A 14914-nucleotide genomic window follows, 5' to 3' on the forward strand; every position below is an offset into this window, starting at 1 on the left:
TCTACACGACCGGTAACAACGGTACCACGACCGGAGATGGAGAATACGTCTTCGATAGGCAGCAGGAACGGCTTGTCAATCGCACGCTCTGGTTCCGGGATGTAAGAATCCAGGAAGCCAGCCAGTTCGATGATTTTCGCTTCCCACTCTGCTTCGCCTTCCAGCGCTTTCAGAGCAGAACCACGAACGATTGGAGTGTCGTCGCCCGGGAAATCGTACTGAGACAGAAGTTCACGAACTTCCATTTCTACCAGTTCCAGCAGCTCTTCGTCATCAACCATGTCGCATTTGTTCAGGAACACGATGATGTACGGAACGCCTACCTGACGACCCAGCAGGATGTGCTCACGAGTCTGCGGCATCGGGCCGTCAGTCGCAGCAACAACCAGGATCGCGCCGTCCATCTGCGCAGCACCGGTGATCATGTTTTTAACATAGTCGGCGTGGCCCGGGCAGTCTACGTGTGCGTAGTGGCGAGTCGGGGTGTCATATTCAACGTGAGAAGTGTTGATGGTGATACCACGAGCTTTTTCTTCCGGCGCGTTATCGATCTGGTCGAATGCACGAGCAGCACCGCCGTAGGTTTTAGCCAGTACGGTGGTGATTGCAGCGGTCAGGGTAGTTTTACCGTGGTCAACGTGGCCGATGGTGCCGACGTTAACGTGCGGTTTTGTACGTTCAAATTTTTCTTTAGACACGGCTATATTCCTTACTATAGTGCTCTCCCCTGGGGAGAGAGCACGGGACTTAGGTTTTAATCCTGTGGTTTATTTACCACGGGCTTCAATAACGGCCTGAGCAACGTTGTTCGGCGCATCGTCGTACTTCAGGAACTCCATGGAGTAAGAAGCACGGCCTTTGGTCAGAGAACGCAGTTGGGTTGCATATCCGAACATTTCGGACAGCGGAACTTCAGCATGGATAACAACGCCAGTGACGTTGGATTCCTGACCACGAAGCATACCACGACGGCGGCTCAAGTCACCGATTACGTCACCGGTGTTCTCTTCCGGAGTCTCTACTTCAACCTTCATGATAGGCTCAAGCAGAACTGGTTTCGCTTTCTTAAAGCCATCTTTGAAGGCGATAGAAGCGGCCAGTTTAAACGCCAGCTCAGAGGAGTCAACGTCATGGTAAGAACCGAAGTGCAGACGCACGCCCAGATCAACAACCGGGTAACCAGCCAGCGGGCCAGATTTCAGCTGTTCCTGGATGCCTTTATCAACGGCCGGGATGTATTCGCCAGGAATTACACCACCTTTGATGTCGTTGATGAACTCGTAGCCTTTCGGGTTTGAACCCGGCTCCAGCGGGTACATGTCGATAACAACATGACCGTACTGACCGCGACCACCAGACTGCTTAGCGTGTTTACCTTCGATATCGGTAACTTTCGCGCGAATCGCTTCACGGTAAGCAACCTGAGGTTTACCGACGTTCGCTTCAACGTTGAATTCACGCTTCATACGGTCAACGATGATGTCGAGGTGCAGCTCACCCATACCGGCGATAATGGTCTGGTTAGATTCTTCGTCAGTCCAAACGCGGAATGACGGGTCTTCTTTAGCCAGACGGCCCAGAGCCAGACCCATTTTTTCCTGGTCAGCTTTGGTTTTCGGTTCTACCGCGATGGAGATTACCGGCTCAGGGAATTCCATACGCTCCAGAATGATCGGGTGATCCGGGTCACACAGAGTGTCACCAGTGGTCACGTCTTTCAGACCGATAGCAGCAGCGATATCGCCCGCGCGAACTTCTTTGATCTCTTCACGTTTGTTAGCGTGCATCTGTACGATACGGCCAAAACGCTCGCGTGCAGTTTTCACTGAGTTCAGGATGGTGTCACCGGAGTTAACCACACCAGAGTACACGCGGAAGAAGGTCAGGTTACCCACGAACGGGTCGGTAGCGATTTTGAATGCCAGAGCAGCAAACGGCTCTTCATCGCTAGCATGACGCTCAGCCGGAGTATCTTTACCGTCGTCCAGAATACCGTTGATCGCAGGTACGTCGACTGGGGATGGCAGGTAATCAATTACCGCATCCAGCATCGCCTGAACACCTTTGTTCTTGAACGCAGAACCACAGGTTACCAGGATGATTTCGTTGTTCAGAACGCGCTGACGCAGAGCTTTTTTGATCTCTTCTTCAGTCAGTTCTTCACCACCCAGGTATTTCTCCATCAGCTCTTCTGAAGCTTCCGCAGCGGACTCGATCAGGTTCTGGTGCCATTCTTCAGCCAGTTCCTGCATGTCAGCCGGGATATCTTCATAAGTGAAGGTTACGCCTGCATCTTCTTCGTTCCAGTTGATGGCTTTCATTTTCACCAGGTCAACAACACCGGTGAACGCTTCTTCAGCGCCAATCGCCAACTGCAGCGGAACAGGGTTCGCGCCCAGACGGGTTTTGATCTGACCAACAACTTTCAGGAAGTTCGCACCCATACGGTCCATTTTGTTAACGAACGCAATGCGTGGAACTTTATATTTGTTTGCCTGACGCCATACGGTTTCAGACTGAGGCTGAACACCACCAACTGCGCAGTAAACCATTACTGCACCATCAAGCACACGCATGGAACGTTCTACTTCGATAGTGAAGTCAACGTGCCCCGGGGTGTCGATGATGTTTACGCGATGCGGTTCATACTGCTTAGCCATACCAGACCAGAATGCAGTAGTCGCTGCGGAGGTGATAGTAATACCACGCTCCTGCTCCTGTTCCATCCAGTCCATGGTGGCTGCGCCGTCATGAACTTCACCGATTTTATGGTTTACACCGGTGTAGAACAGAATACGTTCGGTAGTAGTGGTTTTACCGGCGTCGATGTGCGCACTGATACCGATGTTACGGTAGCGCGCGATGGGTGTTGTACGAGCCATTTGATTCCTCGTTTATCTTTTAGGCGTTCAATTTAAGTAGCCCAAAGCGGGCTGCTTACTAGAAGCGCCCGCCTGGTGACTAAAACTCCGAAGGGATTACCAACGGTAGTGTGCGAACGCCTTGTTGGCTTCTGCCATACGGTGAACGTCTTCACGTTTCTTAACTGCAGTACCTTTGTTTTCTGCAGCATCAGAAAGTTCGTTCGCCAGGCGCAGAGCCATGGATTTATCACCGCGTTTACGAGCAGCTTCAACGATCCAACGCATTGCCAGGGCATTACGGCGAACCGGACGGACTTCAACTGGAACCTGATAAGTAGAACCACCAACGCGGCGAGACTTAACTTCGACAGTCGGACGCACGTTTTCAAGGGCTACTTCAAAAGCTTCCAGGCCATCTTTACCAGAACGCTGAGCCAGGGTCTCCAGCGCGCTGTATACGATGGTTTCTGCAGTAGATTTTTTACCATCTACCATCAGGATATTTACAAATTTAGCCAGCAGCTCTGATCCGAACTTAGGATCCGGCAGAATTTTACGCTGACCAATGACGCGACGACGTGGCATGGGAATACTCCGTTGTTAATTCAGGATTGTCCAAAACTCTACGAGTTTAGTTTGACATTAATATAAAACGTTTGGCCTTACTTAACGGAGAACCATTAAGCCTTAGGACGTTTCACGCCATACTTGGAGCGTGATTGCTTACGGTCTTTAACGCCGGAGCAGTCAAGCGCACCGCGAACGGTGTGGTAACGAACACCCGGGAGGTCTTTTACACGACCGCCACGGATCAGGATCACGGAGTGCTCCTGCAGGTTGTGACCTTCACCACCGATGTAGGAAGTCACTTCAAAACCGTTAGTCAAACGCACACGGCATACTTTACGCAGTGCGGAGTTTGGTTTTTTAGGAGTGGTAGTATATACACGAGTACATACGCCACGTTTCTGCGGGCATGCTTCCAGTGCAGGCACGTTGCTCTTTGCAACTTTGCGTGCGCGTGGTTTGCGTACCAGCTGGTTAACTGTTGCCATTAAATAGCTCCTGGTTGTAGCTTTCGCTTCGTAAACACGTAATAAAACGACCTCATACAATATGAGGACGCAGAATTTTAGGTCGGTGTCGAAAAGGTGTCAAGAAATATACAACGATCCCACAATTACCAGGACATCTGGCTGGGATGCTTCACCGTAAGTCTGACGAAGTCAGTATAGCTAACCCTGACGACACTGTCTGAAATTTGACCACCTAAGCCGCGAGCTTTAATGTCTTCTTCCAGTACATAGACCTTAATGGAGGCATTTTGCAGACTTTCAAGGAAACGGCTTCCTTCTATTGCCGCGGTCACGCCATCCTGAAGCAATAAAAGTTCATCGTCTTTATCAATCAGGCGAAGAAGAGAGGAGAAATCGGTAAGCCACGCGGAACGATGTAATGTGTGCAGCATGAGTATCTCAAAACCTTAAAATGACGTCATAGTTGCCTAGCTCACGGCGTAAATCTTCCGGCTCTAACGCTGTCGCATCGACCACAAAATTAACCCCCTGCTGGAGGCCCCGCTCGCGTAATGAGGCGGCACAAAGCCAACATTGATCGATATCGTACAACCCTAACAGCTTGAAGGTTGCGATATAGTCGCGAGCCAGCACGACATCCGGCTGTTGTCCCTGGAGGATTTGAAAAACGCCATCGCCGATAAAAAATACGCCGAGGTCTTCCGTTAATGCCGATGTCGCCAGTAAGGCATCTAACCCTTCGCGGCCAGACGAACTGCCATGCGGCACGGTAGAAAAGACAAAAGCAACACGTTTCATTAAAACTGCACCACGCGATCGCAGGTCAGGGATGCCTCAGCCAGCGAACCCAGTCCGCTGAGGTTAAAACCTGATTGTAAATTAGCCCCTGCCAGTCCCAGTCGCTTCGCTTCTGTTTCATCGACGACGCCGCGACGCAGCGCCGCAGCTACGCAGATATTCAGCGTCACGCCATGCTGCTGGTTCAGCTGTTGCCAGGCCCGCACCAGATCATATTCATCACTGGCAGGTGAAGTCAGGAAGTTGGCGTTATACACACCTTCACGATAGAAAAAGACGCTGCATAGGTCATGCCCTTCTTTGAGTAACGCATGAGCAAATTGCAACGCGCTGCTCGCCTGCTGCGTGCCATAAGCTGGCCCCGTCACCATAATGGCAAAACGCATTACTTGTCTTGCCCCTGGAAATCGCCGCTTTTGAACTGACGAATATAGAGGTAAACCGTGTGCTTGGAGATGTTCAGCCGATCGGCGACCTGGTTAATGGCATCTTTAATATCGAAGATACCTTTCTCATACAGATTCAGGACAATCTGGCGATTCTTGGCATTGTTGGAAACATTACGATCGGCATTCACTTCTTCAATCGTGAATTCCAACGTTTGGGTAACCAGGTCTTCCACCGAAGAAGCGAAGTTAACGGCAGAACCCACTTCCGGGGTTTCCGGTGGGATAAAGGTATTCATTATCTGCGAGAATGGAACATCAAGGTTCATGTTGATGCACAGCAGACCAATCACGCGATGCTCACGGTTGCGAATGGCAATCGTCACCGACTTCATCAAGACACCGCTTTTCGCACGTGTGAAGTAACACTTCGACACGCTGCTATCCGCACCCGTCATATCATGCAGCATACGCAACGCAAGGTCAGTAATCGGCGAGCCAATTTTGCGGCCCGTGTGTTCACCGTTAGCAATGCGGATGGCCGAGCATTTCAAATCCTGCAAAGAGTGCAATACGATTTCACAATGGGAACCAATGAGCATCGCCAACCCGTCCACAACCGCTTCGTAGGATTTGAGGATATCGAAATCGGTTTGATCGAAAGGACGTTGATCCAGTAAATCTAGCTCACTGGTTTCGTTGGTTAAAAGCGACCTGGACATGAAAAAAAGCACTCCTTTTCAGGAGCCTGTCGTTATGTTGTCAGGGCAGGCTCATCACTATTATAGGGGCATCTAAAGTAATACAGCGCACAAGGCGCTTTCCAGTATTAATTATATCCTGTCGATAATAAAAAACCGCCGCCCTGTGGGCGGCGGTGTCTGGTTACTTACTTTTTGCTGCTGTCCGCAGCTTTAGCAGCCGGTGCAGCATCTGGCTGCGCATCGGCTTTCGGTGCCGGTTTGATGTCTAACAGTTCAACATCAAAGACCAGCGTAGAGTTAGCCGGAATGCCCGGTACGCCGGTTTTGCCGTAAGCCAGATCCGGCGGGATAACCAGCTGGATTTTGCCGCCTTTCTTGATGTTTTTCAGGCCTTCGGTCCAGCCTGGGATAACACCGTCAAGACGGAAAGAGAGCGGCTCACCGCGGGTATAAGAGTTATCAAACTCTTTACCATCAATCAGCGTACCTTTGTAGTTGACTACCACGGTATCGCTATCTTTCGGTGCAGCGCCGGTACCTTCTTTCTCTACTTTATAGACCAGGCCAGTAGAAGAGGTTTTAACGCCCTTCTCTTTAGCAAATTTCTCGCGGTAAACTTTACCTTTGGCTTCATTGTCAGCCGCGTCTTTTTCCATTTTCGCCTGAGCGGAGCTCTTCACGCGTGCTTCAAACGCCTGCAGAGTTTGTTCGATTTCCTGGTCAGACAGTTTGCTCTTGTCTGCAAACGCATCCTGAACGCCAGCGATCAGCTGATCTTTATCCAGTTTGATGCCCAGTTTTTCCTGCTCTTTCAGAGAGTTTTCCATATAACGACCCAGGGACGCGCCCAGCGCGTAAGCGGCTTTTTGGTCGTCATTCTTGAATGCTGCTTTGCTGTCAGCAGTAGCGGCTGGTTTCGCAGCGTCAGCAGCGAAGGTGATCGGGGCATGCAGAGCAACAGCCATTGTGGTCGCCAGCAGCGTTACTTTAAACAGTGATTTCATCCATATCTCCAGGGCCGGGGCATCTCACCCCAAGGTTAGCTAACATAAAAATGTACTATAAAGCGTTGCAGAACAAATCAACATACGGGCACGCCCTATTATCACCACTTTTCAGACTCTTTTTGTTTAAATTAGTTTCGTGACCGAAGATTGAGTGCTGTGCAAACAGGCAAAGTTAAGTAGAATTCGCCGCAGTCCGCGATCTGCCGGAGAAAAAAGAAAGAGGTGAATCATGCAGGATACAACAATGGAAACTCGCCTGGCTGAACTGGAAAGTCGCCTGGCATTTCAGGAGATAACCATTGAAGAGCTCAACGTGACGGTGACCGCGCATGAACTGGAAATGGCAAAACTCCGCGACCATCTGCGTTTATTGACGGAGAAGCTCAAGGCCACGCAGCCGTCCCACATCGCGTCGCAGTCTGAAGAGACCCCGCCGCCACATTATTGAGACATAAAAAAAGCGGGATATTCCCGCTTTTTTTTATGCCGTATAACGATTAGTGGCAACCGCAACCGCCGCCGTTACCTTTACCGCCACCGCCGCAGCAGCCTTCGCCACCGTGCTCGTGACCATGGTCGTGACCGTGACCACCGCAGCAACCGTCATGACCGTGGTCATGATCGTGGTCGTGACCGTGCGCACCGTGAACGTGGCCGTGAGCCAGCTCTTCTTCGGTCGCTTCGCGGATAGCGACAACTTCTACGTTGAATTTCAGATTCTGGCCAGCCAGCATGTGGTTACCGTCAACCACCACGTGGTCGTCTTCCACTTCGGTAATTTCTACCGGTACTGGCCCCTGGTCAGTTTCAGCCAGGAAACGCATGCCAACCTGCAGTTCGTCAACGCCCATGAAGACGTCTTTAGGAACGCGCTGCACCAGGTTTTCGTCGTACTGACCGTATGCGTCGTTTGCGCCAACAGCAACATCGAATTTGTCGCCAACTTCATGACCGTCCAGCGCTGTTTCCAGGCCAGAAATCAGGGAACCGTGACCATGCAGGTAGTCCAGCGGTGCACTCACCGGAGACTCATCAACCAACACACCGTCTTCTGTACGTACCTGATAGGCCAGGCTGACCACCAGGTCCTTTGCTACTTTCATGATATCTCCTGAGCATGGAAAGAATAGTGGCGCAGATTGTAGCGGAATTCTGCACCCGTGTACCCTCTAGCTTAAAAAAAGCTGCGCCATATCGCTAGTCCGGATGAAAAATCCCGATCACTTGCTCTTCTTTGCGAACGTGCTCGCGCGCCTCTTTATCCGCTTCCCGCATCTGATGACCGCACTTAACACACTCAACAATATCGATATTATTTTCGCGCCACATCGCCAGCGTATCCTGCGCCTGGCAGGACGGACATTTTGCGCCTGCGATAAAACGTTTACGAATTGCCATGGTTTCCTCTACTCAAATTCATCCCAGCCATCCAGTTGACGTCGCTCTTGCTGCATCTCTCGTTGGAAAATCTCCTCAAGCTCGCGCCGGGCTTCCCTGGCTCGGGAGATTTGTACCGTATCCGTGTGCATGGGGATCAGTTCCCGCAACATGCGCATATCCAGCCGCCGAAAATGCAGCTGAGCGCGCTGAGCCTGGTGCGGATGCATCCCTAGCGTAACCAGCGTTTTTCGCCCTAACTCCAGCGCACTGGAAAACGTTTCGCGGGAAAACTGCGTCACACCAGCCTGTAATAACTCATGCGCCTCTACACGTCCGCGCGCACGCGCAAGAATATGCAAATGCGGAAAATACTGTTGGCACAGCTCCACCAGCTTCATGGTGTCTTCAGGTTCATTACAGGTAATAACAATAGACTGTGCGGCTTCTGCACCCGCGGAACGCAACAGATCCACCTGCGTGGCATCACCGTAATAGACCTTATAGCCATATTTGCGCATTAGATTCACTGCGCTGATATCTCTTTCCAGGACGGTAATACGCATTTTATTGGCCATCAACAGACGACCAATAACCTGACCAAAGCGCCCGAAACCCACCACAATTACCTGCGGTTTATCATCTTCCACCCAGGGTTTTTCATCTTCTTCATCCGTGCCATTAAACTGGCGGGAGAGCCATTTATCAATCAACTTCATCACCAGCGGCGTGGTCATCATCGACAGCGTGACGGTCACCAACAACAGCGCCATTTGGTCACCCTGGAACAGCCGTTGGGAAGAGGCCGTTGAAAACAGCACGAAAGCGAATTCACCGCCCTGACTTAAAACCCCGGCAAACTGCATCCGTTCTGAGCTTCTCATGCCGTTAAGACGCGCCAGTACATACAGCACCAGCATTTTTACGACCACCAGCACCATCACGCTCGCCGCCACCCATAAAATATGGGTATAGAGCACGCCAAGGTTAAGCGACATACCTACGGAGATAAAAAACAGGCCAAGCAACAAGCCTTTAAACGGATCGATTGCCGTTTCCAGCTCATGTCGGTATTCGCTTTCCGCCAGCAGAACGCCCGCGATAAAGGTCCCCAGCGCCATCGACAGACCCAGCGCATCCATAAATAAAGCAGAACCCAGCACTAACAGCAGCGTGGCGGCGGTGAACACTTCCCGCACGCCAGAATCCGCAATAAAGCGGAAAACCGGACGCAGCAAATAGCGCCCGCCAATCAGCATGCCGGCAAAGGCCAGCACCTTCATCCCTACTTTGATCCAGTCAAAATGTTCGTCAGCAGACCCCGCCAGCAGCGGAACCAGCGCCAATGCGGGGATCACCGCCAGATCCTGAAATAGCAGCACCGAAAAGCCCAGTTGTCCGGATTCACTGCGATTCATGCCTTTTTCGCGCATCAACTGTAGCGCCATAGCGGTGGATGACATCGCCAGACCAATGCCGCCAACCACTGCCGCCTGCCAGGAGAACGCTGTAAGCATCAGTAGCCCTGCCAGCACGACCGCACTTAGCATCACCTGCGCGGCGCCGACGCCAAAAATTGAACGCCGCAATTGCCACAATTTGGCTGGATTAAGTTCCAGCCCAATGATGAACATCAGAAAAACTACGCCCAGTTCGGAAAAGTGTAAGATTTCATCCACATCGCTGATGAACCCTAATCCCCATGGGCCAATAGCAATCCCCGCCAGCAAGTAACCCAGCACCGGACCGATACCCAGTTTTGAGGCCAGAGGAACTGCAGCCACCGCCGCGAAGAGGAACAACACGCCGGCTGTCAATAAATCAGAACCTTCCATCAGCGGCCTCCCACAGGGATCGGATTCGCCAGCCAGTCACCATACGCTTTCGCATGGCTGCCCAGCTCCTGCTTCGTTTGCCGTCTGGCCCAGTAGACAATGATAGGGCTCATCCAGTGCATGCGGCACATACCGGCCGTTAGCTCAAAAGGGCGCAGTACATCGCTCATTGGATAACGGTTTAGCGCGTCATAGCGGTAGGCGCTTTCCGGCTCGCCGGTAGTGATAACGCTCCGCCAGTACTTTCCCGCCAGTTGATTCCCCCCGGGGCCGCTGGCAAATCCTCGGCTCAGTACGCGGTCAAGCCACTCCTTTAACAAAGCCGGGCAGCTATAGGTGTAGAGCGGATGCTGAAAAACAATCACATCATGCTCGCGCAGCAGCGCCTGCTCATGCGGAATGTCGATAAAAAAGTCAGGATAGTGCGCGTACAGGTCGTGCACGGTAACATTGCTGAGCTGCATGGCCGGTTTAAGCAGTACCCGGTTCGCGACCGAGTCCTGAGATTCCGGATGGGCATACAGCAGCAAGACTTTCGCTGGCTGGAACATCATCCCCCTCCCGGTTTTGTCTTTTGTCTATTTTCGACGTTTTGGGCTACCATTGCGCCTCGGTGCGGCAAATGGCCCACACATTACATTATCATAATGATAAATTAACATAGTCTGAACATACGGCGCCTTATGATTGTTTTCTCATCGTTACAAATTCGTCGCGGCGTGCGCGTCTTGCTGGAAAATGCCACGGCCACCATTAATCCAGGGCAGAAAGTTGGCCTGGTAGGTAAAAATGGCTGCGGTAAATCTACCCTGCTGGCATTGCTGAAAAATGAACTCAGCGCCGACGCCGGAGGATTTACCTATCCGGGAAACTGGCAGCTCGCGTGGGTTAATCAGGAAACGCCTGCGTTGCCACAGCCGGCGTTGGAGTATGTGATTGACGGCGACCGCGAGTATCGTCAACTGGAAGCACAGTTGAACGATGCCAACGAACGTAACGATGGACACGCCATTGCCACCGTCCATGGCAAGCTGGATGCCATCGACGCCTGGACTGTGCGCTCACGCGCCGCCAGCCTGCTGCATGGCCTCGGCTTCTCCAACGAACAGCTTGAACGTCCCGTCAGCGATTTTTCCGGTGGCTGGCGTATGCGTCTCAACCTGGCTCAGGCGCTGATTTGCCGTTCAGACCTGCTGCTGCTCGATGAACCGACCAACCACCTCGATCTCGACGCGGTGATCTGGCTGGAAAGATGGCTGAAAAGCTATCAGGGCACGCTGATTTTGATCTCCCACGACCGCGACTTCCTCGACCCGGTGGTGGATAAAATTATTCATATCGAACAGCAAACGATGTTCGAGTACACCGGCAACTACAGCGCGTTTGAAATCCAGCGTGCGACCCGCCTCGCACAGCAACAGGCAATGTACGAAAGCCAGCAGGAGCGCGTGGCGCATCTGCAAAGCTATATCGATCGTTTCCGCGCTAAAGCCACCAAAGCAAAGCAGGCGCAGAGCCGTATCAAAATGCTGGAACGCATGGAGCTGATTGCCCCTGCGCACGTGGACAACCCGTTCCACTTCAGCTTCCGCGAGCCGGAAAGCCTGCCGAACCCGCTGTTAAAGATGGAAAAGGTCAGCGCCGGCTACGGCGACCGCGTCATTCTCGATTCGATCAAACTGAATCTGGTGCCGGGGTCTCGCATCGGCCTGCTCGGACGCAACGGCGCGGGTAAATCTACGTTGATTAAGCTGCTGGCCGGCGAACTGGCCCCCATCAGCGGCGAGATTGGCCTGGCAAAAGGCATCAAGCTGGGTTACTTCGCACAGCACCAGCTGGAGTTTTTACGCGCCGATGAATCACCTATTCAGCACCTGGCGCGCATGGCGCCGCAGGAGCTGGAGCAGAAACTGCGAGACTACCTCGGCGGATTCGGCTTCCAGGGCGATAAAGTCAGCGAAGAGACTCGCCGCTTCTCCGGAGGTGAAAAAGCGCGTCTGGTGCTGGCATTGATCGTCTGGCAGCGCCCGAACCTGCTGCTGCTTGATGAACCGACCAACCACCTGGATTTGGATATGCGTCAGGCGCTGACCGAAGCGCTGATCGATTTCGAAGGCGCACTGGTTGTGGTCTCGCACGACCGTCACCTGATTCGCTCCACTACCGATGACCTCTATCTGGTGCACGACAAGAAAGTCGAGCCGTTTGATGGCGATCTTGAGGATTATCAGCAGTGGCTGAGCGATGTGCAAAAACAGGAAAACCAGAGCGACGAACCGGTAAAAGAGAGCGTTAACAGCGCCCAGGCACGTAAAGACCAGAAGCGTCGCGAAGCTGAACTACGCACCCTGACGCAACCGCTACGTAAAGAGATTTCCCGCCTGGAAAAAGAGATGGAGAAACTGCACGCACAGCTGGCACAGGCGGAAGAAAAACTCGGCGATAGCGAACTGTACGACCAAAGCCGCAAAGCCGAACTCACGGCATGCTTGCAGCAGCAGGCCAGTGCGAAATCCGGACTGGAAGAGTGCGAGATGGCCTGGCTGGAGGCTCAGGAACAGCTTGAGCAGATGCTGGCCGAGTAATCATGAGTGCCGGATAAGGCGAAGCCGCCATCCGGCACTATAGCCGATGATTGCCTGCTGACTGACTCGCGACAAAATCACATATTGGCTAACCCACACGCGCTGTGCGCGGTATAGTTATTCTTTCCGATTATTAATTGCTCTGGTGTTATGGTTGAAATCACGTCCACAGAAATAACTCCACCTAACGACGATTCGCGAGAATTCCGCCCGATGCGCGGTATCAGTAACCGCCATCTGCAGACGATGCTGCCGCGTTTAATTCGCCGCAAGGTGAAGTTCGACGCCCACTGGCAGCGTCTGGAATTGCCCGACGGTGATTTTGTCGATCTGGCATGGAGTGAAGATCCGCAACAGGCGAAACACAAACCGCGCCTGGTGGTTTTTCACGGTCTGGAAGGCAGTCTGAACAGCCCGTACGCACATGGCCTGATTGAAGCAGCGCAAAAGCGCGGCTGGCTGGGCGTGGTGATGCATTTTCGCGGCTGCAGCGGCGAACCCAATCGTCTGAACCGTATTTATCACTCCGGTGAAACAGAAGATGGCACCTGGTTTTTACACTGGCTGGCACGTGAGTTCGGTCGCGTGCCGACCGCGGCGGTAGGCTATTCGCTCGGTGGAAACATGCTGGCCTGCCTGCTGGCAAAAGAAGGTACTGAGATTCCAATTGATGCCGCGGTTATCGTTTCCGCGCCTTTCGTGCTGGAAGCCTGTAGTTACCATATGGACAAGGGATTCTCCCGGGTCTATCAGCGCTACCTGCTAAACCTGTTGAAAGCCAATGCCTCGCGCAAGCTAGAGGCGTATCCAGGATCGCTGCCGGTGAGTCTGGGCCAGTTGAAATCTCTGCGTCGCATTCGCGATTTTGACGATCTGATCACCGCCAAAATCCATGGTTTCGCCGATGCTATAGACTATTACCGTCAGTGTAGCGCTATGCCGTTGCTCAACCAGATCGCCAAACCCACGCTGATTATCCATGCCAAGGACGATCCGTTTATGGATCATCACGTGATCCCTAAACCAGAAAATCTGCCCTCACAGGTAGAGTATCAACTGACGGAACACGGCGGCCACGTCGGATTCATTGGCGGCACGGTGCGCCGTCCTGAGATGTGGCTGGAATCCAGAATCCCGGACTGGCTGACAACGTATCTGGAGGCATCATCATGATCATCCCCTGGCAAGATATCTCCCCGGACGCGCTGGACAATCTGATTGAAAGCTTTGTCTTGCGCGAAGGCACCGATTATGGTGAACATGAACGCTCGCTCGAACAAAAAGTCGCCGACGTCAAACGCCAACTACAATCTGGTGAAGCCGTGCTGGTATGGTCCGAACTGCATGAAACGGTCAACATTATGCCGAGGAAGCAGATTCACGAGTAATCCGTAGCCGACGGCCGACTATAATAAAAATTCAACCTATTCATGGAGTTGTTATGTCTGCCAAACATCCGGTGATTGCGGTAACAGGGTCCAGCGGCGCGGGGACCACCACCACCAGCCTCGCGTTTCGTAAAATTTTCGCGCAGTTAAATCTGCGCGCCGCCGAGGTGGAAGGTGACAGTTTTCATCGTTATACCCGTCCGGAAATGGACATGGCGATTCGCAAAGCGCGCGATGCCGGGCGGCATATCAGCTATTTCGGCCCCGAAGCTAATGACTTCGGTCTGCTGGAGCAAACCTTCATCGAATACGGCCAGACGGGCAAAGGTCAGTCGCGAAAATATCTGCACACCTACGATGAGGCCGTACCGTGGAATCAGGTTCCGGGTACATTTACACCCTGGCAGCCGCTGCCTGAACCGACGGATGTCCTGTTCTATGAAGGACTACACGGCGGCGTCGTAACCCCACAGCAAAACGTGGCCCGGCATGTCGATCTGCTGGTTGGCGTAGTGCCGATCGTGAACCTGGAATGGATTCAGAAGCTGACCCGCGATACCAGCGAGCGGGGACACTCGCGCGAAGCGGTGATGGACTCAGTGGTGCGCTCAATGGACGATTACATCAATTACATTACGCCGCAGTTTTCCCGTACGCATATTAACTTCCAGCGCGTACCGACCGTTGATACCTCCAACCCCTTTGCCGCCAAAAGTATTCCATCACTGGATGAAAGCTTTGTCGTGATTCATTTTCGGAACCTGGAAGGGATCGACTTCCCGTGGCTACTGGCCATGCTGCAGGGATCATTCATTTCCCATATCAATACGTTGGTTGTTCCGGGCGGGAAAATGGGTCTGGCGATGGAATTGATTATGCTGCCGCTGGTCCAGCGACTGATGGAAGGCAAAAAGATAGAGTAAGGTGTTATTT

The 14914-nt window shown here is 52.6% G+C and carries 17 protein-coding genes and 1 pseudogene; 5 read left to right on the forward strand and 13 right to left on the reverse strand.

Annotated elements, in window-relative coordinates:
* The 9 genes from ABIE10_RS17745 to fkpA all read right to left on the reverse strand — a co-directional run.
* Positions 1-698: elongation factor Tu (locus ABIE10_RS17745; RefSeq protein WP_143089777.1), on the reverse strand; the 698-nt coding region annotated here is incomplete at its 3' end.
* 69 nt (positions 699-767) lie between these two features.
* The gene (gene fusA / locus ABIE10_RS17750; RefSeq protein ID WP_016154762.1) at positions 768-2882 is read right to left on the reverse strand and encodes an elongation factor G; all 2115 of its coding nucleotides are present in this window, start codon (positions 2880-2882) and stop codon (positions 768-770) included.
* 96 nt (positions 2883-2978) lie between these two features.
* On the reverse strand, positions 2979-3449 hold the full coding sequence (rpsG, locus tag ABIE10_RS17755; protein ID WP_016154763.1) for a 30S ribosomal protein S7: 471 nt from the start codon (positions 3447-3449) through the stop codon (positions 2979-2981).
* Between the two features lie 95 nt (positions 3450-3544).
* Positions 3545-3919, reverse strand: a complete 375-nt coding sequence (gene rpsL, locus ABIE10_RS17760) for a 30S ribosomal protein S12 (RefSeq protein ID WP_003023654.1) — start codon at positions 3917-3919, stop codon at positions 3545-3547.
* 125 nt (positions 3920-4044) lie between these two features.
* Positions 4045-4332 carry a sulfurtransferase complex subunit TusB gene (gene tusB, locus ABIE10_RS17765; RefSeq protein WP_016157620.1) on the reverse strand — a complete coding sequence of 96 codons (288 nt, stop codon included), beginning with the start codon at positions 4330-4332 and terminating at the stop codon, positions 4045-4047.
* A 7-nt stretch (positions 4333-4339) separates the two neighbouring features.
* Complete coding sequence (gene tusC, locus ABIE10_RS17770) at positions 4340-4699, reverse strand: sulfurtransferase complex subunit TusC (protein ID WP_049041316.1); 360 nt, start codon at positions 4697-4699, stop codon at positions 4340-4342.
* A complete protein-coding gene (gene tusD / locus ABIE10_RS17775) occupies positions 4699-5085 on the reverse strand; it encodes a sulfurtransferase complex subunit TusD (protein ID WP_047501481.1) in 387 nt (128 codons plus the stop codon). The genes tusC and tusD overlap by 1 nt, the downstream gene beginning before the upstream one ends.
* On the reverse strand, positions 5085-5807 hold the full coding sequence (locus tag ABIE10_RS17780) for a helix-turn-helix transcriptional regulator (RefSeq protein ID WP_003023643.1): 723 nt from the start codon (positions 5805-5807) through the stop codon (positions 5085-5087). The genes tusD and ABIE10_RS17780 overlap by 1 nt, the downstream gene beginning before the upstream one ends.
* Positions 5808-5974: 167 nt before the next feature.
* On the reverse strand, positions 5975-6793 hold the full coding sequence (gene fkpA / locus ABIE10_RS17785) for an FKBP-type peptidyl-prolyl cis-trans isomerase (protein ID WP_016154767.1): 819 nt from the start codon (positions 6791-6793) through the stop codon (positions 5975-5977).
* A 232-nt stretch (positions 6794-7025) separates the two neighbouring features.
* Between fkpA and ABIE10_RS17790 the strand changes: the two genes are divergently transcribed.
* Positions 7026-7244 carry a protein SlyX gene (locus ABIE10_RS17790; protein ID WP_003023639.1) on the forward strand — a complete coding sequence of 73 codons (219 nt, stop codon included), beginning with the start codon at positions 7026-7028 and terminating at the stop codon, positions 7242-7244.
* A gap of 49 nt (positions 7245-7293) precedes the next feature.
* Here the strand turns inward: ABIE10_RS17790 and slyD are convergent, their stop codons facing one another.
* The 4 genes from slyD to kefG form a co-directional block, all read right to left on the reverse strand.
* Positions 7294-7899 carry a peptidylprolyl isomerase gene (gene slyD, locus ABIE10_RS17795; RefSeq protein WP_003023634.1) on the reverse strand — a complete coding sequence of 202 codons (606 nt, stop codon included), beginning with the start codon at positions 7897-7899 and terminating at the stop codon, positions 7294-7296.
* Positions 7900-7993: 94 nt separating this feature from the next.
* Positions 7994-8194 (reverse strand): YheV family putative zinc ribbon protein, encoded by a 201-nt coding sequence (locus tag ABIE10_RS17800; RefSeq protein ID WP_016154768.1) that lies wholly within the window; start codon positions 8192-8194, stop codon positions 7994-7996.
* 8 nt (positions 8195-8202) lie between these two features.
* The gene (gene kefB / locus ABIE10_RS17805) at positions 8203-10008 is read right to left on the reverse strand and encodes a glutathione-regulated potassium-efflux system protein KefB (RefSeq protein WP_016154769.1); all 1806 of its coding nucleotides are present in this window, start codon (positions 10006-10008) and stop codon (positions 8203-8205) included.
* Positions 10008-10559 (reverse strand): glutathione-regulated potassium-efflux system ancillary protein KefG, encoded by a 552-nt coding sequence (gene kefG, locus ABIE10_RS17810; RefSeq protein ID WP_181627430.1) that lies wholly within the window; start codon positions 10557-10559, stop codon positions 10008-10010. Before kefG ends, kefB begins: the two co-directional genes overlap by 1 nt.
* Positions 10560-10691: 132 nt before the next feature.
* Between kefG and ABIE10_RS17815 the strand changes: the two genes are divergently transcribed.
* The 4 genes and pseudogenes from ABIE10_RS17815 to ABIE10_RS17830 all read left to right on the forward strand — a co-directional run bounded on the left by ABIE10_RS17815 (position 10692) and on the right by ABIE10_RS17830 (position 14904).
* A complete protein-coding gene (locus tag ABIE10_RS17815) occupies positions 10692-12593 on the forward strand; it encodes an ABC transporter ATP-binding protein (RefSeq protein WP_053388946.1) in 1902 nt (633 codons plus the stop codon).
* 104 nt (positions 12594-12697) lie between these two features.
* Positions 12698-13766: pseudogene (locus ABIE10_RS17820) on the forward strand (hydrolase).
* Complete coding sequence (locus ABIE10_RS17825) at positions 13763-13981, forward strand: YheU family protein (protein WP_003023615.1); 219 nt, start codon at positions 13763-13765, stop codon at positions 13979-13981. Before ABIE10_RS17820 ends, ABIE10_RS17825 begins: the two are co-directional and overlap by 4 nt.
* A 53-nt stretch (positions 13982-14034) precedes the next feature.
* The gene (locus ABIE10_RS17830; protein WP_003827751.1) at positions 14035-14904 is read left to right on the forward strand and encodes a phosphoribulokinase; all 870 of its coding nucleotides are present in this window, start codon (positions 14035-14037) and stop codon (positions 14902-14904) included.
* The last annotated feature ends 10 nt before the right edge of the window (positions 14905-14914 follow it).

It is taken from the genome of Citrobacter sp. 506, assembly GCF_050434985.1.
GTDB classification, from domain to species: domain Bacteria; phylum Pseudomonadota; class Gammaproteobacteria; order Enterobacterales; family Enterobacteriaceae; genus Citrobacter; species Citrobacter braakii.

Excerpts from the sequence above, each read along its gene's own strand:
- ABIE10_RS17825 (WP_003023615.1), top strand. The coding sequence starts at position 13,763 with ATGATCATCCCCTGGCAAGATATCTCCCCGGACGCGCTGGACAATCTG.
- fusA (WP_016154762.1), bottom strand. The coding sequence starts at position 2,882 with ATGGCTCGTACAACACCCATCGCGCGCTACCGTAACATCGGTATCAGT.
- rpsG (WP_016154763.1), bottom strand. The coding sequence starts at position 3,449 with ATGCCACGTCGTCGCGTCATTGGTCAGCGTAAAATTCTGCCGGATCCT.
- kefB (WP_016154769.1), bottom strand. The coding sequence starts at position 10,008 with ATGGAAGGTTCTGATTTATTGACAGCCGGCGTGTTGTTCCTCTTCGCG.
- ABIE10_RS17790 (WP_003023639.1), top strand. The coding sequence starts at position 7,026 with ATGCAGGATACAACAATGGAAACTCGCCTGGCTGAACTGGAAAGTCGC.
- slyD (WP_003023634.1), bottom strand. The coding sequence starts at position 7,899 with ATGAAAGTAGCAAAGGACCTGGTGGTCAGCCTGGCCTATCAGGTACGT.
- ABIE10_RS17780 (WP_003023643.1), bottom strand. The coding sequence starts at position 5,807 with ATGTCCAGGTCGCTTTTAACCAACGAAACCAGTGAGCTAGATTTACTG.
- ABIE10_RS17830 (WP_003827751.1), top strand. The coding sequence starts at position 14,035 with ATGTCTGCCAAACATCCGGTGATTGCGGTAACAGGGTCCAGCGGCGCG.
- kefG (WP_181627430.1), bottom strand. The coding sequence starts at position 10,559 with ATGTTCCAGCCAGCGAAAGTCTTGCTGCTGTATGCCCATCCGGAATCT.
- tusC (WP_049041316.1), bottom strand. The coding sequence starts at position 4,699 with ATGAAACGTGTTGCTTTTGTCTTTTCTACCGTGCCGCATGGCAGTTCG.
- rpsL (WP_003023654.1), bottom strand. The coding sequence starts at position 3,919 with ATGGCAACAGTTAACCAGCTGGTACGCAAACCACGCGCACGCAAAGTT.
- tusB (WP_016157620.1), bottom strand. The coding sequence starts at position 4,332 with ATGCTGCACACATTACATCGTTCCGCGTGGCTTACCGATTTCTCCTCT.
- ABIE10_RS17800 (WP_016154768.1), bottom strand. The coding sequence starts at position 8,194 with ATGGCAATTCGTAAACGTTTTATCGCAGGCGCAAAATGTCCGTCCTGC.
- ABIE10_RS17815 (WP_053388946.1), top strand. The coding sequence starts at position 10,692 with ATGATTGTTTTCTCATCGTTACAAATTCGTCGCGGCGTGCGCGTCTTG.
- fkpA (WP_016154767.1), bottom strand. The coding sequence starts at position 6,793 with ATGAAATCACTGTTTAAAGTAACGCTGCTGGCGACCACAATGGCTGTT.
- tusD (WP_047501481.1), bottom strand. The coding sequence starts at position 5,085 with ATGCGTTTTGCCATTATGGTGACGGGGCCAGCTTATGGCACGCAGCAG.